We start from the raw sequence: 19556 nt of genomic DNA, 5'->3' as shown, positions 1-19556 counted from the left end.
GGATCGTATTTTTTACAGACGGAGGAGGCTTAATGCCTGCGACTCACTCTCCCACCCCTGCGCGCTCCTGGATAGTTCGCCTTGGCCGCGTGTGCTGGGAACGTAAGAAACTTAGCACCATCGTGGTAGTGGCGTCGGTATCGACCATTTTGCTGGCTGCGCTGACGCCATTATTGACGCGGCAAGCAGTGAACGACGCGCTGGCAGGCAATCCTACCCGCCTGCCGTGGCTGGCCTGCGGGCTACTGCTGATCGCCTTTTTTGATTTCATCGGTAACTACGTGCGCCGCGGTTATGCCGGGGAGCTATCGCTCTGGGTACAGCACACCCTGCGGGGACGGGCCTTCGACAGTATTCAGAAACTGGATGGCGCGGGTCAGGACGCTCTGCGCACCGGACTGGTGATTTCACGGACCAACAGCGATCTGCAGCAGGTGCATACTCTGTTGCAGATGTGCCCGGTACCGCTGGCAGTATTCACCTATTACATCGCCGGAATTGCAGTAATGCTGTGGATGTCACCAGCAATGACGCTAATCGTCTTTTGCGTACTGGCATGCCTGGCCATCACCGCGCTACGCGCCCGCCGGCGAGTGTTCTCACAAACCGGTCTGGCCTCGGACCGGCTGGCGAATCTCACCGAACATATGCGCGAAGTGCTGGCACAGATCTCTGTGGTGAAATCCTGCGTGGCGGAGCTTCGTGAAACGCGCTGGCTGGACCGCCAGTCACGGCAGATAGTACGTGTTCGCATCGGCGCGGCCATCTCGCAAGCAATACCAGGCGCCACCATGCTGGCGCTTCCAGTACTTGGGCAAATCGTCCTGCTATGCTACGGCGGCTGGTCAGTCATGCACGGACGGATTGATCTCGGAACCTTCGTGGCGTTTGCCAGTTTCCTCGCGATGCTGACCGGGCCGACTCGTGTGCTGGCGTCATTTCTGGTCATTGCCCAGCGAACCCAGGCTTCCGTGGAGCGGGTATTTGCCCTGATCGACACCCGTTCACAAATGGAGGACGGGACTGAGGCAGTCAACGGCCAGGTTGTCGGTCTGGAGCTGGAAAAAATGAGCTTCGACTACGGTAATGGCAGACGCATCCTTAGCGATGTCTCCTTTTCCCTGCATGCCGGTGAAACCGTGGCGGTGGTGGGAGCATCAGGTTCCGGAAAATCGACACTACTGATGCTGCTGGCGCGTTTTTACGATCCCAGCGCCGGAGAGATATGGCTTAACACCCGCTCAGGTCGGCAGAACCTTCGCGACCTCAAGCTGGAGGCACTTCGTCGCCGGGTGGGCGTCGTGTTTGAAGATGCTTTTCTGTTTGCCGGTACGGTGGCGGAAAATATCGCCTACGGTCACCCGCAGGCAACGATAGAAGATATTCGTCGCGCGGCAACTGCAGCGGGGGCCAGCAGTTTTATCAACGCCTTGCCAAAAGGCTTTGATACCCGGCTAACCGAACGCGGGACCAATCTTTCCGGCGGGCAGAGGCAGCGAATCGCACTGGCCCGGGCGTTAATTACTGCGCCAGAGGTGTTGGTCCTCGATGACACCACCTCGGCAGTCGACGCCGGGACCGAAGCGGAGATCAATACCGCTCTGGGCCGCTATGCCGACGAGGAACATATGCTGCTGGTGATTGCCCGACGCCGCTCAACGCTTCAGTTAGCCAGCCGGATTGTGGTGCTGGATAAAGGCCGTGTGGTGGATATTGGAACCCAGGCGGAGCTTGAAGCGCGCTGTCCGGCCTTCCGCTCCCTTATAACCGGCGACGGCGATTTCCTCGCGCCTTCCCCTGGTGGGCACAGCGAATTATGGCCGACAATACCTGTAGAGCAAAACGATGCGCTGGAGGGGGATGGCAAAAGCTTTGTCGCCCGTATGACCCATGTACCGGAGAATGCAGTACAGCAAGCGTTAGCCGGTAAAGGCCGCAAAGTTACCTCACTGCTGAAGCCGGTGGCGTGGATGTTCGTCATCGCAGCCCTTCTGATCGCGATCGATTCCGCGGCAGGCGTCGGGGTACTGATACTGCTGCAGCGCGGCATTGATTTGGGCGTCGCCGCAGGTGACATGTCGACTATCGGCCTCTGCGCCCTGCTCGCCTTGTGTCTGGTAGTTGTGAGCTGGTGCTGTTATTCGTTGCAGACAGTCTTCGCCGCCAGGGCTGCGGAGTCGGTCCAGCATACGGTGCGCTTACGTAGCTTCGGTCATATGCTGCGTCTTGGCTTGCCCTGGCATGAAAAACATGTCGATTCGCGCCTGACCCGCATGACCGTTGATGTCGACTCTCTCGCCCGCTTTTTGCAAAACGGCCTTGCCGGTGCGGCCACCAGCCTGGTGACAATGTTTGCCATCGCCGCAGCTATGTTCTGGCTCGACCCGCTTCTGGCACTGACGGCATTAAGCGCAGTGCCGGTAGTCGCACTGGCGACCTGGCTCTATCGTCGCCTGAGCTCCCCCGCTTATGCACAGGCGCGGCTGGAAATAGGTAAAGTAAATAGCACCCTGCAGGAGAAAGTCTCCGGCTTGCGCGTCGTGCAATCGCACGGCCAGCAGGAGCAGGAGGCCGCCCGTCTGCGCGCGTTATCAGACCGCTTCCGCGCTACCCGCGTACGTGCGCAAAAATACCTTGCCGTCTATTTCCCGTTCCTGACCTTCTGTACTGAGGCTTCCTATGCTGCCGTTCTGCTGGTTGGCGCGTCACGAGTCGCCGAAGGTGAGATGACTGCCGGGGTGCTGGCTGCCTTCTTCCTGCTATTGGGGCAATTCTATGGACCAGTGCAGCAGCTATCAGGAATAGTCGACGCCTGGCAACAAGCGACAGCCAGCAGTAAACATATTGATGAACTGCTGACGACCGAAGGCACAGAGAACGTCGAGCCCTCTTCCGCACAGCCAGCCACCGGCGCGCTGCACCTTGAAGAGGTAACGTTCAGCTATCCCGATACCCCTGAACCGGCGCTAAACTCGCTTACCCTGACTATCCCCGAGGGAACAGTCGTCGCGGTCGTCGGTCGCAGCGGTGCCGGTAAGTCGACGCTGATTAAGCTGATCGCCGGGTTATATTCCCCCACCAGCGGCAGGATCCGCATCGGCGAGAAACTAATTGAGGATGCCTCGCTTGCCGATTACCGTCGCCAGGTTGGGCTGGTCGATCAGGATGTGGTGCTGTTTAGCGGAGATATCGCGGAAAATATTCGTTATTCGCGACCCTCCAGCACTAACGCCGAAGTTGAGATCGCTTCACGGTGTGTGGGACTGTTTGAGACCGTGCAAAATCTGCCGCAAGGATTCCGTACGCCGGTGAATAACGGCGGCGCGGATCTTTCCGCGGGTCAACGCCAGCAGATTGCACTGGCCCGTGCCCAACTGGCAAATGCTCACATCCTGCTGCTCGACGAAGCCACGTCGCGTCTGGATCGTACGTCCGAAGAGCGATTAATGTCCTCGTTAACGGAGGTAGCACATACCGGGAAGCGCCTGGCGCTGATTGTGGCGCACCGTCTGACCACCGCGCAACGCTGCGACCTGATTGCCGTTGTCGATAAAGGCCAGTTGGTGGAATACGGCACCCACGAACAACTGTTAGCCGCGGGCGGCCTCTATACCCGCTTATGGCACGACAGCGTCGGCAGTAATAAACCACATCGCCAACGCGACATCACGGGGGATATCGTGGGATAGTTATTACACGCGTAAGACATTAATCAACACGCTCTCAAGCGGCTGTTCCGGGAATAGCCGCTTGAGTTTTCCATACTGGTATCCAAATTTTTTAACGAGATAGAATGCTGAACATGCCACAACATCCGTCTGCCTCTCCCTCTGCCATCGCCAGCCTGCGCAACCAGCTGGCCGCGGGCCGCATTACCAACCCTTCTCGTTTCTGGCGCGAAGCTGAGTCGCTGAATATACCGCTGGTTGTGCCGGCTGAAGGCGTGGAAGATGAGCGTGAAGTGACCTTCCTGTGGCACGCCCGACATCCACTGCAGGGAGTTTATCTGCGGTTGAATCGGGTGACGGATAAAGAGTACGTGGCAAAGGGGCTGATGACCGCCATTCCCGACACGGGTATCTGGACTCTGACGCTGCGTTTGCCGGCAAGCTACTGCGGCTCCTATTCGCTGGTAGAAATTCCCCCCGGTACGTCAAATGAGACGATTGCTCATTTGGGAGGTCGCTTTGCCGCCCTCGCCGGGCAGGCTGATCCACTTAACAAGACGCCAGGCATCAACGTACGGGGAAGTGCGCAGGAATCTGTTCTGGCGCTCGATAAGGCTCCCGCCCAGGCCGAATGGAGCGGTAGCGCCCACGCCGGGCAATTGCTTACCTCAGTACGAATTGTCGCCGGGCAATCCCGCCGGATTCGGCTCTATCTTCCTGATGTTGATAACACACAGCCTCTCGGCCTGGTAGTGCTGCCCGATGGCGAAACCTGGTTTGATCACCTTGGCGTATGCGCGGCAATTGATGCCGCCATCAATAACGGGCGTATCGTTCCCGTGGCCGTGCTGGGCATCGATAACATCGATGAGTGCGAACGGACTGCAATACTCGGCGGACGCAGCGAACTGATAAAAGATATCGCCAGACATCTGCTACCGGCGATCCGTGCTGAACAACCGCAGCGGCGTTGGGCAGATCGTTCACGCACTGTACTGGCCGGGCAGAGCCTCGGCGGGGTCAGCGCGCTGATGGCCGCGCGCCACGCGCCGGAAACCTTCGGTCTTGCGCTCAGCCACTCCCCGTCAATGTGGTGGACGCCAGATGGCGCCAGCCGGCCAAACCTATTTAGCGAAAGCGATATTTCATGGGTGAGCGAGCATCTGCTTTCTGCCCCGCCGCAGGGCGTGCGTATCCGCCTGTGCGTGGGCTCTCTGGAGGGTTCGACGGTGCCGCACGTTCAGCAACTCCATCAGCGGTTGCTTGACGCCGGCGTTGACAGCCATTGCGCAATTTATACCGGCGGCCACGATTATGCATGGTGGCGCGGCGCGCTGATTGACGGGCTCGGCTTACTGCAGGGTTAGCTTGACCCGCGAGCACTTTCAGGCAACTGTATGTGCTCATGAAAAAATAAAATGTCACCTGCGGAAAAGGAATAATTATCAGATGTATGCCCGCGAGTATCGTTCGACACGCCCACGCAAGGCGCTTTTTTCTCTTCTTTCTTGCCTCACTCTCATTTATAGCGCGCACACTTTTGCAAAGCCGGATATGCAACCGCTGGGGCCAAATATCGCCGATAAAGGCTCCGCGTTTTACCGCTTTAGCATCAACCAGTTCGACTCCGCCGATGGCACCCGCCATTATCGCGTATGGACGGCAGTACCGAATAAAACCGCGCCAGCGTCAGGCTACCCTGTTTTATATATGCTCGACGGCAACGCAGTGATGGATCGCCTGAATGACGAACTGCTCGAACAGCTGACAGACAAATCACCACCGGTGATAGTGGTCGTCGGATATCAGACCAACCTCCCCTTCGATCTCAATGGCAGGGCCTACGACTATACGCCGGCAGCGACAGAAAACGGCAAAACAAACGCCAGAAGTGGTCGCCAGGGTCGTAAGAGCGGCGGTAGCAATGACTTCCGTCAGTTACTTGAAACACGTATTGCGGCAAAAGCGGAGCAAGGATTAAATATCGATCGACAGCGTCGTGGCCTGTGGGGACACTCCTACGGCGGACTGTTCGTACTGGATTCCTGGCTGACATCCTCTTACTTCCAGGCATACTACAGCGCCAGCCCGTCATTGGGCAGAGGCAACGATTCTCTGCTGGACCGCATCACGGCGATCAAGCCCTCACAAAACTGCGCTAAGCACCTGACGATAATGGAAGGGTCAGCGGCGCCAGGCGATAACCAGGAAACGCATGCTGCCGGGGTGCTGACGAAAATTCATACCACTATCGCCATACTGAAAGATAAAGGTGTCAATGCCACCTTTTGGGACTTCCCGGGGCAAGGGCACGGCCCAATGTTCAACGCCTCTTTCCGCAGCGCACTGTTGGATATCAGCGGTGAAAATGCGGATAACACCCCAAGCTGTCATTAATCCAGCCGCTAAATACTGCCCGCTAATACGCGGGCAGTATGACTGTAACAATGCGATCAGAATGACGCAGTAATACCGGCATAATAAGCCCGGCCAGGCTCGTTATAGGTATTCGCCCCTTCGGAAGAGCGGTAGATCTGTTTGTCGAAGATATTGCTAACCCCGACATTAAGACGCAGATTTTTATTAATATCGTAATTGAAGTTGGTACCTACCAGTGAATAAGCCCCCAGCTCTTTGCCTGACAGACCACCAGTATCTTCACTGCGCGATTCCGCATGGGTACGCGGTTTTTGTCTGCCGTATAATGTCCAGTTAACGCTGGCAGAGAACGCCTGAGTGATAGTCCAGTCTAAAGAGTTATTAATAGTATATTTCGGGATGACCGAAAGCGGGTTACCGGTATCTTTTTGTTCCGACGTGATCATATAAGTGGCATTTGTATTCCAGCTCAGACGATCTTTCACCAGTGGGATCGCCATGCTGGCTTCGATACCGTCAACCAGCGCTTTCCCGCCATTCTGCCACTGGAGGATATATGCGCCGGATGAGGATTGCCCAATAATGTTATCCCCGGCCACGATCTTATTCTGGTAATCATTGCGGAAGTAGGTCACGCTGGCGTGGTAATCTTCCCAGGCGAACTCCAGACCGATTTCTTTGTTAATACTGATTTCCGGATCGAGATCTTTATTACCAATCAGATAACAACCGCCGGACGTAATATCTTTTGGGCAACCATTGCCTTTCGAGTAGAGCAGATAACCTTCGCTGGATTGATAAAGGTTTGGTGCTTTGAAGGTTCTCGCAATCCCCGCTTTGACTTTGAAGTAATCACCTAATTCCTGCGAGAGGTTCAGACTGGGACTGAAGTTACCGCCGGAATCGTTGAGATAATCAAAGCGCAGGCCGGGAATAATATTCGTGCCGGCAACAGGCTCAATATTATCTTCAATATATAGCGCGCTGATTTGGGAATGGTTTTTACTGCTGCGTTCCGCAGCCGAGCCAGAAATACCACCGATATTACTATCGCTCACCGTTAAGCCAGTAGAAGAAGGATCTTCGAGTCTATCGCGGCTCCACTCCGCACCAACGGTAACCGTCTGATCAACCAGCAAATTCAGCGGAATATTGAGTTCCCCGCTGGTTCGCCAGGAGTTGAGACGGTTGGTAGTGAACCTCTGATCAGCCGAAATGCGCCCTTCACCACCACCGGATAACCCTTCATCCATACGGGTATTATTGGTTTTTTCGTAATAGACACCAAAGCGGCTTTGTCCCCAGTCCCAAATACCGTTATGCGTAATGCCGTAATTCTGACGGTACAGGCGATTCGTCTCTTCCCCGGATTTGGCGAGGTTTTCGGTAACCGCATTAGAAGAGCTGTTTTGCGTATCGCCAGCATAAATATTTCCCTGCCGGCTATATCCAGCCTCAAAATCAAGGATTTGCTGCGGATTTAATTTCCACGATACCACACCGTTAATATCTTTATTACGTACCCCTTCGTGCCCGGCCGCATTTTTAGTTCCGGCTGCGGAGTTAATATCCCAACTGTCGGCATCGGTTTTATTCAGATTGCCATACAAGCGCATAGTCAGCACATCGCCGACCAGCGGCCCGCTGAGATTAAAGTTGGCACGACGCGTGGCACCTTCATCGCTGCTTTCCGGCTGATTGGTGTATAACGACAGGGAACCATGCCAGTCGTTGGTGGGACGTTTGGTAATGATGTTCACCACCCCACCCGCAGCACCCGAACCGTAGCGCGCCGCCGCAGGGCCGCGAATCACCTCAATGCGTTCGACTTGTTCCGGCGGTACCCAGTTGGTGTCACCGCGGGTATCGCGTTCCCCACGCCAGCTATAGCGCACAGAGTTGCGCGACGTCACTGGTACACCATCAATCAAAATTAAGGTGTTTTCCGGCCCCATGCCACGAATGTCAATTTGCCGGTTATTACCGCGTGTACCCGATGCACTATTACCGGTCAGATTTACCCCTGGCATCTTGCGAATAATATCGGAAAGGTCGTTGACCGGAGGGTTCTTTTTAATATCTTCGCTGGTAATAATCGATACGCCAGGTTGTTGTTTTAGTACCTGCTCAGCAGTAGCTTCTATCACCATGGTCTCGCCGCTATCATCGGTGGATTTGGCTGCTGATACTTGACTATTCAACCCTACAAGGATCGCGGTTAGCGGCCAGAGGATCTTGTTAATTCTCATACCCATTCCCTAATAAATGCCTAACTTTAAAGTGGTTGTTCGTTAAGCTCACACCCTTCCCAGGTATTCTTATTATTATAATTATTCGTCAATGATAATGATAATTAATATCATTTAATAAAAAGTAAGGCAACCTTTAGCGAATTTTGATTTGTGTACAAGGAGAAGTAAGAATCGTGCTGACAGGTACGATTATTGAGGAGAACAAAACCGACACGAAGCAGATTACAAGAATGGTCATCACGTCTGCGCTGCGCCATACAACTGGTGCACAGTGGATGTACATTTCACGATACTAAAGTCAAAAGAGTTTCGAATTACGAAAGCAGTAGCCGGGAGAAGTAACGTTTCTTAGGCGATAAAACAGAAAACCAGCTTCTGGCTTATGTTCGAAAGATAAAAACCACGCCAGTTTTGAACGAGCAAGGACAGGAAAATTCACACCCAAAAGCCCGGTAGTAGGCTTCATAATATTGAAAAGATACCAACAGTATACAACCGCCCAAAGCAAGAAGGGGTTACCTTTCGGTAACCCCTTGTTTTATTTGGCGGAAGCGTAGAGATTCGAACTCTAGAACCCTTTCGGGTCGCCGGTTTTCAAGACCGAAAAATAACTATTTAAAATCAATACGATAACACAATAAAAAAGAATAACAGCATTGCATTAAGCATATGAAAAACAATATGTTATACATATCACAACCATCGATATTCTTCTGAATTATGCACAATTTCTTGACTGATGATCTGCTACTCAACATAATTGCTGTATAAAAACACAGTATCGAGACCCTCTATGAAAAACAGAGAATCCAACGTTAGCAGCTTACCCGAGCTCACCAGTTTTGAAGTAGGCTATTCCCTTCTTACTAATGAAGTTTACTTGTCAGCTTCATTTACAGATAACATGGCCTGTATACCAAACTGGCCAATTAAAGAGTTTCCTGACCAGTTTATCTGTATCTCTCGTACGCGGGCGGTTGCACTCATAGAAGAACTTCAAAAGGCTATCGACTACATGAATGCGGGGATAGAACGCCGCTCAGGAAACCTAATCCAGTAAAAACGGACAGATTACCCTATTCCATTACATCTTTTGCAACAGCATAGATTCTTGACAGATACGCATCATCACTCTGATCCGAGTGAACTTGCAACATCAGGGTTATGCTGTTTTTGGTAACTGGCTGAATAGTTTCTCTTAGCATGACGACTACGCGTCCAATAACCCTGCATACATCGTCAAAAACGGCTTGCTTTTCCTCACCAATAACTGTTTCTCACTCTGTTATCACTGAACCAACATCATTGTAATATAGGCCAATGTGCACCATTTAAGTCAATATATTTCTATGGTTCTAATCATATTGAGATGTGCTTTATTTAACCTTTTTACAATCAAATACATCAATACTGCCTGCAAAATCGAGTACCGAAGTGTGTGTTACCACCGCCCCGTTAAATTGACTTACAGGTAAAGTATTAAATATTTGAATTGCGTAAGCATGGCCATCATAACTAGCCGATACGGTTATGGAGCCATCAGGCGCCCGTCCATATCTCTCACCTGAGTCAGAATCAACAACTTCTAATTTTGGTGAGATAATTTGCTTATCGTCAGGAAAAAGGAAACCAACGGAATCAACGTTGTCCTTTACACGAACTCTCATGCGACTTGTATCAACTGGCCCACTAGCTTGATTGAACCTCATTCGACAGTAAAAAGGTCTCCTTTTTTTACTGATATTTGTTTATTTTTATTGGCTATTTTCTGCCGTTTATTCTCTATTTTTTCGTTCTCAGAATAATACAGACTAACAGTGCAATACCTATCCGAAGATTCAAAGCACTTATCAACCAATCGGTGGAGAAATTCACTTGTCTCCCCGCCATTATCAACTAGTTTAGTTCGTAACACAGTAACGCTTAGAGGAGGCTGATGTACCAATGACTGAGGAACTAAATAACTGGGCACGTACTGCGGGCCATACTCCAATAGATAATCCCGCTTTTGCTCAACTGTTTTTGCTCTACCTTTATCCCAAGCACTACAACCGATCATAAAAAATGACAACAAAACCACTATACCAATTTTATTCATTTTTCATTCCTAAACATATGCACCGATAAGCGCAGTGTACACCATCACCACTGCGCCTCAAATAAACCTGTAATGTGTGCGGCTATTCAGGTTTCTTCGGCCATTCAATTCCATCGTATGACTCTTTGTCGGTGATATGACTCAAATCCAGCCGGCGTAGCTCAGAACGATAAGTCCGTAAGGTTACCAGTTCAGTTTCTTCCTCAGCAGAAATATCACCATCTTTCTGTGCATTATCCAGCCAGTCAATGCGCTTTGTTGCCTCAGCCATGCGCATGTCACGCTCCGCTAAAGCCATAGACTGGTAGTCACGGATTTGCTGTAGTTTTCCGTCCTTGTAAAACCAGCTCCCATCTGGAACAGAAAATTCAGCCGGAACATCTGCATGAGCTATTTCAGCAACTGAAAGGTTGACCGGAAATAGCCCGGTAGCATCCAGCTCGCAACCAATAACGACGCCATCATCACGATAAGAAACTTTAAACGTATCGGGTAAAAAACTATCAATAACCGAATACCAGTCGTTTCCGTTTTCATCACGCAAATACAGAGCAGTAGGTAGTTTTTTATCGTCTGGTTCATATAATTTAAAATTTGTGAAATGTTTCATAATTGTCCCACTGTAATCCATTGTCCGTTAACTAACTTCTGAATCGGACGAGCATAAGCTGAGTCCGGGCTGTCAGGCATTGGCCATCGCGAGGTATCCGCATCAAGAATGGCAGTTAACATATGACCACTTGGGGCAGTCAGAGAAGCATAACTACCATTAACAGACGGCCCCACAAATACCGCACCACCAAGGCGTACATCCTGAACATACCCACTAAGCATGTCCGTCGTGGCCAAGAATACACCAGAGCCATCGTCATGAAGCATGAATGGCTTTGTTTTGTCACTCTGGTACAAACCGACCATGGTAATGTAATGACGCTCTGGTTTAGTCGCCACAAAAGCACTTAGCCAGCCAGGACCGTTGCCGAGGCTCCATATATCGCCGTAAACATCGCCGTTTTTGTTGAATATCGCATCTCCAGCCCGCAAATTTTCAGCAGCAGCGATAACGCCGAGTCTGGTGCTGATATAAGCTCGGGTAATGCCATCTAAAGCGCTCGGAAACCCAATACCATTCCATGACTTAATGTTTAGGTTATTGCCGTTAAAACCTGCGCCATCAACGCCGCCTATAGCCATTCCCCCGGAACCATCACCAACCGTGACCGAGGTGCTGCCACGCACATTTGGAGCAGAAATATCCCCCGTAAAGGCCGCGCCTTCCAGCATCGCCACATGACGCCATGAAGTAATTCCCGCACCAGTGCCATGACCAAACAATACGTTATTGCCACTGATGGCCAGAACATCCACCACGGAAGTCGAATTCACGACCTCAGTAAGAGTGATAATTTGCCAGTAACTAACCTGGTCTGGCGCATCAGGTGCCTGGTGTGCTCGCATGAACTGGCATCCAGTAGCTGCCCGCGCGCCAATTGAAGTTTTGTCGGCTGCATCGCTGATAAAGGTACCAGCCAGAAGCCTGCCGGCACCTACCTCCATCACATTACCAGGGTTGGTTCCTACATCCCGATATGCAGCTGTACCCAAACCAGCATAAATAGCCCCCGGATTGGTCACGTTGAAAAACGTTTTGGTGTTATCCAGAAGACACATCAGACCAACATCTTTCTGAATGTCGTTGGCGACCAGTTCGGTCTTGTTCCCTTTATAAAGTTTGAACGACCCCAGAACGCGACCGCCCATCGTCAACTGCAATGTACTCGGCCCGGTATTATTCTGCGTCGGGTAAACGACAATCGGCGTCCGCAATGTCCAACCGGTCGCACCATTAACAAAATACGTGGCCGGAAGCTCCAGCGTCAGTGCATTCGCAGTGCCACCAGCAACCCCGGAAATGTAATGCCCGCTCTGGAGCTGCTCAATCTGAACAAACTGGTTTTCTGAACCTCGGGTAGCAAAGTTAGCAATCACGTCATTAAGTGCCCACCCTTTCGCTGTGGTGCCCTCCTGGCCTCGAACCACCGTCAACACATCATTATTGACCGAAGTCAGATGGCAGATTTCGAAAACCGTTTCTTTCGCATCCGTAAGTGTGATTTTGGCGTATGTTTGCAGAGGGTTAGAGGCATTGGCGTAATCGTAGCTAAGCAGACCTGCAAATTTCGCCCCGGTACCTGGCATCACCTGAATCGTTGTCTGCCCGGCGGTAATGTCTGCTGCCAGAGATGAAATGACGTTATTACCGAATCCAGTAATCATTTTTGAACCACCGTTACTGTAAATGTGTAAATAAATGGCAATTTCACCAGTTGCTGGGTGATCGCATCCTTGAGGAAATAGCCAACACCATCGCCGTAATCCGGAATAGTGATAGAAAAAACGCCCTTATCGGGCGTCACACTGATATCGAAGGTATCCTGAACTGGAGGGTCGATCCCGTTGGCTCCGTGTATGAACCGCGCAAGACGCCTTTTCAGCCAGTCGATACAAAAATGCGAGCCGTCACCTTTGTAAAAATTCCAGGTCAGGATCCGCTTAAAGTAATCGTCAGGGACATAAGAAGCAGAACCGGGAACGTAGTTTTTAAGGCCTGCATAAGTGATGGCGTTATACTCAATCGTGTTATACGCCCCGCGCGCAATCGCATCCTCTGAAATCTGGAGTAAAGGTCGACTTTCCCCGTAAATCCCCAGCGCAATCCAGTCCAGCAGATCGCCGGTAATGCTCGGTGATGTCCAGCACGGAAGATTTAGTGCATTCAGATAATCAAGGTTGGCCTGAGCCAGTGAGTTAAAAGCATCAAAGAAAGCGGTAATGTTGGAGTCGTCGTTATATTGAGTGTAAGGATAAGCTGGAATAATCTTTTCAATTAGAGCCTGCATATTGCTTAACCTGAATTTGAGCTGCTGAGGTAGAGAAATAGGCGTACGTGTCGCCGTAAACAAGGCTTGAACCTGCATCAGGCGGCTTGATAACGCCATTGATGCCGACCTGAACATCGATCATTGATACCAGGGAAGGCGCAACCAGACCCGACACCGAACTCAGGAAGATATCCTGAACCTCGAAAATATTTATGGGCTGTCCTACTGCGATTGCGTTGATATAGTCAGCGATGTTTTGTTGTACCGCTTTTGCTATGCCGTCCGGATCGATGTAGATAGTGGAGGCTGTGTTCCAGGTGATCAGGATTGTCGCGTTTTGCGAGGAAGGAACCACAAACGGCACCTGATACACGTCCGGATAAACAGTGATCGCGATGGTCTTCTTCTCCACTGGCGCTCCGGATGGATTCGAAACATCATTAGTCAGAATGGAGATATCCGGCACGGCCTTGTAAATGGCGTAGGCCACTTCGTAGGGGTCACCGCCGCCGACAACCGCAACCCAGCGCCCTAAGGTTGCCTGTCTGTACGAGAGCAGGTTTTCCTGCACCCCATAGACCAGTTTTAGCTCGGTACGATAACAGTCTGGGGTTCCTTGCACTCCGTACATCCCCGCCTGCATAACCTGCGCGCGATATGATGCGTAGTTTTGCTCCGCCGCGCCGGGTAGCCCCGCGGTGAGATTGGTACAGGTTATCTCATAGTCACTCGGCACCGAGGTTTTGATCTGGTTAACAGAACCCGCAGGCACAGCCCATGTCCCTTCTGTTGTCGCCAGGCAATACACAGGGGCTGTCTGGCCGCTCTCAGGGATCACCGTATCACGCAGCACCGTGTAGGTGTAACTTCCATCACCGACGGTAAAACCCTTCGGGATTGGAAACCCTGGCGGCCCCATAAAGACAACGTAAACTGAGGTGTTTGTACCCACCCCGCGCGGGACGCCGTAAATCGCGCCCAACTGCGCCAGCAGGTGAATATTGGCGCTGTACGGGCTGCAGGAGTTAATCAAATCAACACGAGCCTGGTCGCAAACTACCAGCGCACCGACGCTGGTCCCAACCATGTCATCAATTAAAGAGCCGGGTAAATCCGTGGTTATCCCCGGAGACAACGCGGTGGCCGTATTGATAACCTGCTGCCGTAGCGCATCAGTCGTCTGCGGCACCGGGCCAGAAATTGTGTAACTAACGGGTAAATCACTCATACATATACCTGCATGACAATTTTAGAGCCTGAGTTGGTAATTGCAGAAATGCTGTATACCGGAGGGTCGGTTTCTGTCAGCGCAATCTGCAGAGAGGAAAAATACGGGCTGAACTGCTGCTGTAGCCGGTTAACATAGAATGTCGGCAGTATCTGCTGAATGACTGAGCCATTAGCCGGTATGCCGTGATTAGCGAAGAATGGGGATTCCTGCGGCGCCAGTTTCAGATTTTGCACCAGCGTTGTGAGATACACCGAATCGTTAAACCCGTTTTCGTCCGTCGTGACTGTCACCCATTTCCCGTCTTTATCTCGTCCGTATGTCCTCATTCTGTAATACTCCCGTTGAATTGTGACGTTGGCCTTCCGGTGTTCTGTCCGTTGTTGCCGTTAGAGTGTTGATGTGAATTCAACCATGCTAGAAGTTGCTTCCATCCCTCATGCATAACCTTGGGGCTGGTGCTGGCGGCACTGTCCTGAATTTTTCCACTCTGGCCGGTAAGAGACCACATGCCCTCCGTCAGAGTCAGCACTGTGCCACCGACCGTTACCTTAAATTGTGCAGGCGTAACAATGGTGATGCTCTCGGGGGTAAGCAGAAAAGTTGTGTTGCTGCCAGAATCCCGAAGCGTGATGCCTTCGGGTCCGTAAAGCGTCAGAACGTCATAATCAACGTCCTGCCACTCCGTATTGCTGATAGGCAGGAATACCAAAGCGCTGAGATTTGCCGGAGGTGTCAGGTCAGCTGTTCCACCGCCTAGGCCACTGGCCCCGCCCAGATAGGTATCAGCAGGAATAACGATACCTTTGCTACCCTTGCGCATTGGGTAACGAATATATTCTGGTCCAAACAGTGGGATCGTTAGCTGTGGCAGAACATAGGGGATGTTTCGCAGAAGAAAGGAGACGGTAACCATGTGTCCATCCCGAGCTACCACCGTTGCCGGTAACACCTTACCGGCCATCTGCATCGCATCGGCAATTTTACTTTCGGCGAAATTATTCATATTTCCGCCAAAGTTCATTTTTTGATTTACGCTCATGATGCGGCAACTCCTCCTGTAGGGTGAGCTTCGAGCAGCGTGATCCAACTGTTAGCGTCCGGTTGCCTGCTGTTTCCTATTAAACGGACCGACGACACAAGAAAGTCACCAGTAAAGGCAGAATCGTCTCGAAACTGAGAATATGAAGATGCCTGGATCATCGGCCGCAGTTTCGGCGGCATCCGGATGTAATCCCCCACCTGAATGTCACTGCGCATGACACAGGGAATAGAGACGGTACCGAACTGCACCCAGGTCGGCTGCCCCACCAAATCAGTAAAAACTATTTGTATAGGATTTTTACTTCTGTACGATGCGCTTTTGTTTGAGTCTTTATCCTGGTGGTGGTCAAAATCATTATCGAACACGCGAATCTCTTTACCATTCACCATGGTAATTTCCACACCTGAATAATTACTGTCTTTGATAATGCTTTTACTCAGCGTATTTAACCGCTGTGCAAGCTCAGTCAGACTTCCACAATACATTCCGCTATCGTAGTTATTTATTAACCTGTCACTAACGCTGATAGAGAAACGATAATCCCCGCCCATATTCTGAAAACACTGAGTGAGCGCTACCGAGAGTTTTATCCCCTTATTCCATGGAAGGGTTAAATTAATCGGCGCAAGCGGTGCAGGGTTCACGCTCGAAACCGCACCTGCGGTAACGATAAGATCCATTCTTAGCTCGGTACCCTGCCAGTTACCCAGAACCTGCCAGATGGTTCCTTCAAGCACCAGACCATTCTGACCAGGTTTGGCCAGTGGGAGCCCTTTCGACATACCCAGCCACATTTTGATCGTCATACCAAACATATTTTGTCTGGCCTGCTGCATATCCTGTGGGCTAATCCCCCAGATGGTGATTGTGCTCTGGCCTTTTGGCGTTGATTCACCAAATCGCAGTAGGTCAAACTCAATCATTAAATTACCAGGGTTGAAAACACCGTTTTTAAGGCTGGAATATTGTTTGAAGAGTTTTCCGGGATTACCGTTTTCATCAGGAGGGGAAAAAATCTGGATATCATAATAGCGCATCAGTTAATGACCTCTATTTGCCCCTTTGAGTATCGCCAGACCATTTTTGAAATATTGAACGCTCCGACAAGCAGATTAATATCGTACCCAACTGGAGACGCTACTATCGGAATAGTCAACTGCCGGTTGCCGGAGTTATCCGTAATGTTCAGATACCAGCGCTGAGCTGCTATATTCCATTTCGTCTGGCAGTTATAAACCTCACCATCGAGCACAGGCGTAAAAATCATGCTCTTTTGCTCATTACCTGAGAAAGGATAAATTGCTATGCTCATAGGCCAAATGCCCCACTTAATTTACCGATAAGTCCGATTACGGCCCCAGATACACTGCTACCAAGTGAAGTGTTACCGATTGCAGAGAGAGTATTTGTCCATGCGCTTTCCGTCGTTTTATCACCATTATCAATCTTACTCAGGTAGCTGTTGATAGCCTGATCAGTACCTGTTTCAGTGATGAGAGGTTGCTCGAAATCCCACAACCATTGCCGCTGTGGCAACGGATCATTAGATCCCGTCACATCGCGCACAGTCTTCAATATGCAGCTGTTGTAAATAATGGCTGGCGTTGCAACTATGTACGTCCCGCCAAGATTCGCATGCGCCTGCAGCACAGCCTGTAGCGCGCTGAGCGTGACCAGTTTTGTCATAGCGCCGGTATTATCGTTCACGGGCGCATCCATCAACATAGAAACACGTAGCGGCTGAGCAAGCAGCGCATTCGCGGCAACAGCCTGGTTAGCGAAAGGATAGCGACCGATATCATATTCAATCATCGTCGCCCCCTGCGCCGCCCGCCAGTGGCAAAAATATTTATCCAGATCGGTGAGTTCCATTGCTCCGCCCAGCAACCCGGTAACAAAACTGGCGCTCTGGGTCAACGCCACAATCGGGAGCATCCCTCCGGGAATACTCTGCGCAATACCGTCACAGAGGATCACCGGGGAAATTTCAAAACCTAGTTTGTATAGTTCACGAGTAAATGCCATCAGCCAAATCCTCCGAGTTGCGTGCTGGAAACCACGGCACTACCTCCCGTATTGTTGTAAATCACCACCCCCTGAGAATTACCGCGCCGCTGGTTTTCAGCTATTTGTCGCAAAAGCTGCGTATCTTCAGTATTTCGCTGAGGAGGCATACCCTGAGTTGCCGGAGTGTTCTGGCTGGAGCCAGGCATATCAGTACCGTAAATTTTTCGGTACTGTTCGTTAACCCTGCCAGCATATTCGCGATTCTCTTTGCTGCCCCTGTTTTTGCCGCCGTTGTACCAACGCAGCATTTCTTCTGTATCACCTCCAGCCTGTTTTTTCGCCCAGGACATAACACGCGCACCAGCCATTATGTTATCGCGGGGATCCCATGGATTTTCCCCTGGCTGGAAGTTAGCCGGCATAACCTGCATCAACCCCTGAGCCTGTAGCCCGGAACGGGTTACCGGGCCTTTAGCGTTCTGATCCCACGATGACTCTGCAGCGGCTGTGGCCTTAAGTATTTTGGGGTCGAGGTTGTACTTTTTAGCAGCCTCTTCAAAATACTCGTCATATTCTGAGGGTGCCGTGCCTGTTATTTTATTGAGCGAACGACCGGCCGATTTCAGCCATGACCAGACGGCCGGATCGTTCTGACCGCCTTTCACATAACTTTCCCCGGTTGTAGTGTCTGTTACTGGCTCATTACTGAGTATTGAGGAGTGAGATTTCACATCGTCTATGGATATGCTGGATTTTCCTGCTATCCAGTCGATAACTTTCCCAATAACCGTCGCTAACCGCTCAACACCTGTCATAAAGGCCGCTACATCATTTTTAAATTCGGGTGAGGCGAGATAATTACCAAAGCTCCGGATCCCCTCAGACAGGCCATCAATCCATTTTCCCAGTTCCGGGGATTTCAGAACCGTTTCGATCGCACCTGAAAATGCATCCGACAGTTTTCCCAGCTCTGGCGCCAGAGGAGCGAGCCCCCGGATAAAGGTATTGCCGATACTGACTTTGCTGCGGTCAAGCTGAACATTGAAATCCTGCCATTGCTTCAGCTGTTGATCGGTAATCTGTAGTCTCTGAGTATCCTTCTGGGCCTGTTTTGTCATCGCATCGATTTCTGCATCGCTCATGTTTTTAAAGCGATTCAGATCGTCGAGAGTGAAGTAGTTGGTCAGACCGTAGGCCTCGGCCCCTTGCTGAGTACTGCCATTGCGCACAAAGATATCGCGGGCAGACTTAATCATCTGGGGCAATAACGTTGCCGGATCCTGATTGGGGTTAACACCCATCGCGTTAAACTGCCAGCGCTTGCTGAGGTCCAGTTGTGAATCCCGGATAGCACCGAGTGTACCGACAGGGTTACCCAGTACCTTCTGATAATTGATGGCGGCAGAATTAAGACCGCCAGCGGTCGTGCCCAGCCCCATAGCCGTAAACCGCTGTGCAGAGGCAGTACCCGCAAGACGATTCATCCCCCACAACCCACCAGCGCCAGCCAGCCCAGTAAAGAGCCCCAGCACTGTCCCCCAGGATAACAGGCTGGTGGTGGCATCCTTGATGTGACCCGCGAGTGATTTGGCATCCTTGCTGGCTTTGTTCAGAAAGTTACGAACGCCGCTGGTTTTTTTGTTGAGCGCAGTCTGGGATTTGTTGGCCTTTTCCAGATTGCCGTTCAGCCTGTCCAGCCCATCATTGACGGATGCAATTGCGGCCACACCATCAGTGAAGGCCTGCGTTATCGCCTCGGTACTGCCGCGAACACGTTCCGTTTCCTTTGCTGTTTCGCTCAGGCCATGAACGGCACCGCGCCACTGCTCGGGTAACTCCTCAAGCGCTTTTTGATATTCGTTGAATTTTTCCAGAAATGACTGAAATTTTTCATCCTGAACATCAATTTCAACAACGGATTTAGCCACCATTGAAATAGCCCTTTTTCCTTATCTCTTCGAGAATGAACCGCTGCCGGAAGTGGAGCGGGCTTTTGT

16 protein-coding genes and 1 pseudogene are annotated in these 19556 nt (G+C 51.2%); 4 read left to right on the top strand and 13 right to left on the bottom strand.

Going from position 1 to position 19556, the window contains the following annotated elements:
- The first annotated feature begins 32 nt into the window (after positions 1-32).
- From iroC to AACS05_RS08320, 3 genes are all read left to right on the top strand, one after another.
- The gene (iroC, locus tag AACS05_RS08330; RefSeq protein WP_144243062.1) at positions 33-3689 is read left to right on the top strand and encodes a salmochelin/enterobactin export ABC transporter IroC; all 3657 of its coding nucleotides are present in this window, start codon (positions 33-35) and stop codon (positions 3687-3689) included.
- A 104-nt stretch (positions 3690-3793) separates the two neighbouring features.
- A complete protein-coding gene (locus tag AACS05_RS08325; protein WP_045441426.1) occupies positions 3794-5035 on the top strand; it encodes an esterase family protein in 1242 nt (413 codons plus the stop codon).
- An 82-nt stretch (positions 5036-5117) separates the two neighbouring features.
- Complete coding sequence (locus AACS05_RS08320; RefSeq protein WP_045441425.1) at positions 5118-6065, top strand: alpha/beta hydrolase; 948 nt, start codon at positions 5118-5120, stop codon at positions 6063-6065.
- Between the two features lie 56 nt (positions 6066-6121).
- Here AACS05_RS08320 and iroN read toward each other — a convergent pair whose 3' ends face one another.
- A complete protein-coding gene (gene iroN / locus AACS05_RS08315) occupies positions 6122-8296 on the bottom strand; it encodes a siderophore salmochelin receptor IroN (RefSeq protein WP_144243061.1) in 2175 nt (724 codons plus the stop codon).
- Positions 8297-9092: 796 nt separating this feature from the next.
- Here iroN and AACS05_RS08305 point away from each other — a divergent pair.
- A complete protein-coding gene (locus AACS05_RS08305; protein ID WP_071828911.1) occupies positions 9093-9359 on the top strand; it encodes a hypothetical protein in 267 nt (88 codons plus the stop codon).
- A 316-nt stretch (positions 9360-9675) separates the two neighbouring features.
- On the opposite strand, the gene AACS05_RS08300 is transcribed toward AACS05_RS08305, so the two are convergent.
- The 12 genes and pseudogenes from AACS05_RS08300 to AACS05_RS08245 form a co-directional block, all read right to left on the bottom strand.
- Complete coding sequence (locus AACS05_RS08300; RefSeq protein WP_223306984.1) at positions 9676-9966, bottom strand: hypothetical protein; 291 nt, start codon at positions 9964-9966, stop codon at positions 9676-9678.
- Between the two features lie 38 nt (positions 9967-10004).
- Positions 10005-10397: a hypothetical protein gene (locus tag AACS05_RS08295; RefSeq protein WP_223306983.1), complete on the bottom strand. Its 393-nt coding sequence runs from the start codon at positions 10395-10397 to the stop codon at positions 10005-10007.
- An 82-nt stretch (positions 10398-10479) separates the two neighbouring features.
- Complete coding sequence (locus tag AACS05_RS08290; protein ID WP_045441423.1) at positions 10480-11007, bottom strand: tail fiber assembly protein; 528 nt, start codon at positions 11005-11007, stop codon at positions 10480-10482.
- Between the two features lie 193 nt (positions 11008-11200).
- Positions 11201-11948 (bottom strand): annotated as a pseudogene (locus AACS05_RS24935) (hypothetical protein); the annotation flags it as partial.
- 722 nt (positions 11949-12670) lie between these two features.
- Entirely contained in the window at positions 12671-13297 is a 627-nt protein-coding gene (locus tag AACS05_RS08280) for a hypothetical protein (RefSeq protein WP_001650739.1), read from the bottom strand.
- A complete protein-coding gene (locus AACS05_RS08275; protein WP_001650740.1) occupies positions 13281-14507 on the bottom strand; it encodes a baseplate J/gp47 family protein in 1227 nt (408 codons plus the stop codon). The genes AACS05_RS08280 and AACS05_RS08275 overlap by 17 nt, the downstream gene beginning before the upstream one ends.
- Positions 14504-14836, bottom strand: coding sequence for a hypothetical protein (locus tag AACS05_RS08270; protein WP_045441421.1), 333 nt, complete (start codon positions 14834-14836; stop codon positions 14504-14506). Before AACS05_RS08270 ends, AACS05_RS08275 begins: the two co-directional genes overlap by 4 nt.
- Positions 14833-15549: a hypothetical protein gene (locus tag AACS05_RS08265; RefSeq protein WP_045441420.1), complete on the bottom strand. Its 717-nt coding sequence runs from the start codon at positions 15547-15549 to the stop codon at positions 14833-14835. Before AACS05_RS08265 ends, AACS05_RS08270 begins: the two co-directional genes overlap by 4 nt.
- Positions 15546-16589, bottom strand: a complete 1044-nt coding sequence (locus AACS05_RS08260) for a hypothetical protein (protein ID WP_045441415.1) — start codon at positions 16587-16589, stop codon at positions 15546-15548. Before AACS05_RS08260 ends, AACS05_RS08265 begins: the two co-directional genes overlap by 4 nt.
- Positions 16589-16864, bottom strand: coding sequence for a phage baseplate plug family protein (locus tag AACS05_RS08255; RefSeq protein ID WP_045441413.1), 276 nt, complete (start codon positions 16862-16864; stop codon positions 16589-16591). Before AACS05_RS08255 ends, AACS05_RS08260 begins: the two co-directional genes overlap by 1 nt.
- Positions 16861-17577, bottom strand: a complete 717-nt coding sequence (locus AACS05_RS08250) for a hypothetical protein (protein WP_045441411.1) — start codon at positions 17575-17577, stop codon at positions 16861-16863. Before AACS05_RS08250 ends, AACS05_RS08255 begins: the two co-directional genes overlap by 4 nt.
- Complete coding sequence (locus tag AACS05_RS08245) at positions 17577-19490, bottom strand: lytic transglycosylase domain-containing protein (RefSeq protein ID WP_045441409.1); 1914 nt, start codon at positions 19488-19490, stop codon at positions 17577-17579. The genes AACS05_RS08250 and AACS05_RS08245 overlap by 1 nt, the downstream gene beginning before the upstream one ends.
- Positions 19491-19556 lie beyond the last annotated feature (66 nt).

Origin of the sequence: Citrobacter sp. S-77, from assembly GCF_963864895.1 — a bacterium.
Lineage (GTDB): Bacteria > Pseudomonadota > Gammaproteobacteria > Enterobacterales > Enterobacteriaceae > Citrobacter > Citrobacter murliniae.
This window is presented reverse-complemented; position numbering and strand designations above follow the sequence as displayed.

Bases quoted from the DNA above. Each gene is read 5' to 3' on its own strand.
- iroC (WP_144243062.1), top strand. From the start codon at position 33: ATGCCTGCGACTCACTCTCCCACCCCTGCGCGCTCCTGGATAGTTCGC.
- AACS05_RS08325 (WP_045441426.1), top strand. From the start codon at position 3,794: ATGCTGAACATGCCACAACATCCGTCTGCCTCTCCCTCTGCCATCGCC.
- AACS05_RS08320 (WP_045441425.1), top strand. From the start codon at position 5,118: ATGTATGCCCGCGAGTATCGTTCGACACGCCCACGCAAGGCGCTTTTT.
- iroN (WP_144243061.1), bottom strand. From the start codon at position 8,296: ATGAGAATTAACAAGATCCTCTGGCCGCTAACCGCGATCCTTGTAGGG.
- AACS05_RS08305 (WP_071828911.1), top strand. From the start codon at position 9,093: ATGAAAAACAGAGAATCCAACGTTAGCAGCTTACCCGAGCTCACCAGT.
- AACS05_RS08300 (WP_223306984.1), bottom strand. From the start codon at position 9,966: ATGAGAGTTCGTGTAAAGGACAACGTTGATTCCGTTGGTTTCCTTTTT.
- AACS05_RS08295 (WP_223306983.1), bottom strand. From the start codon at position 10,397: ATGAATAAAATTGGTATAGTGGTTTTGTTGTCATTTTTTATGATCGGT.
- AACS05_RS08290 (WP_045441423.1), bottom strand. From the start codon at position 11,007: ATGAAACATTTCACAAATTTTAAATTATATGAACCAGACGATAAAAAA.
- AACS05_RS08280 (WP_001650739.1), bottom strand. From the start codon at position 13,297: ATGCAGGCTCTAATTGAAAAGATTATTCCAGCTTATCCTTACACTCAA.
- AACS05_RS08275 (WP_001650740.1), bottom strand. From the start codon at position 14,507: ATGAGTGATTTACCCGTTAGTTACACAATTTCTGGCCCGGTGCCGCAG.
- AACS05_RS08270 (WP_045441421.1), bottom strand. From the start codon at position 14,836: ATGAGGACATACGGACGAGATAAAGACGGGAAATGGGTGACAGTCACG.
- AACS05_RS08265 (WP_045441420.1), bottom strand. From the start codon at position 15,549: ATGAGCGTAAATCAAAAAATGAACTTTGGCGGAAATATGAATAATTTC.
- AACS05_RS08260 (WP_045441415.1), bottom strand. From the start codon at position 16,589: ATGCGCTATTATGATATCCAGATTTTTTCCCCTCCTGATGAAAACGGT.
- AACS05_RS08255 (WP_045441413.1), bottom strand. From the start codon at position 16,864: ATGAGCATAGCAATTTATCCTTTCTCAGGTAATGAGCAAAAGAGCATG.
- AACS05_RS08250 (WP_045441411.1), bottom strand. From the start codon at position 17,577: ATGGCATTTACTCGTGAACTATACAAACTAGGTTTTGAAATTTCCCCG.
- AACS05_RS08245 (WP_045441409.1), bottom strand. From the start codon at position 19,490: ATGGTGGCTAAATCCGTTGTTGAAATTGATGTTCAGGATGAAAAATTT.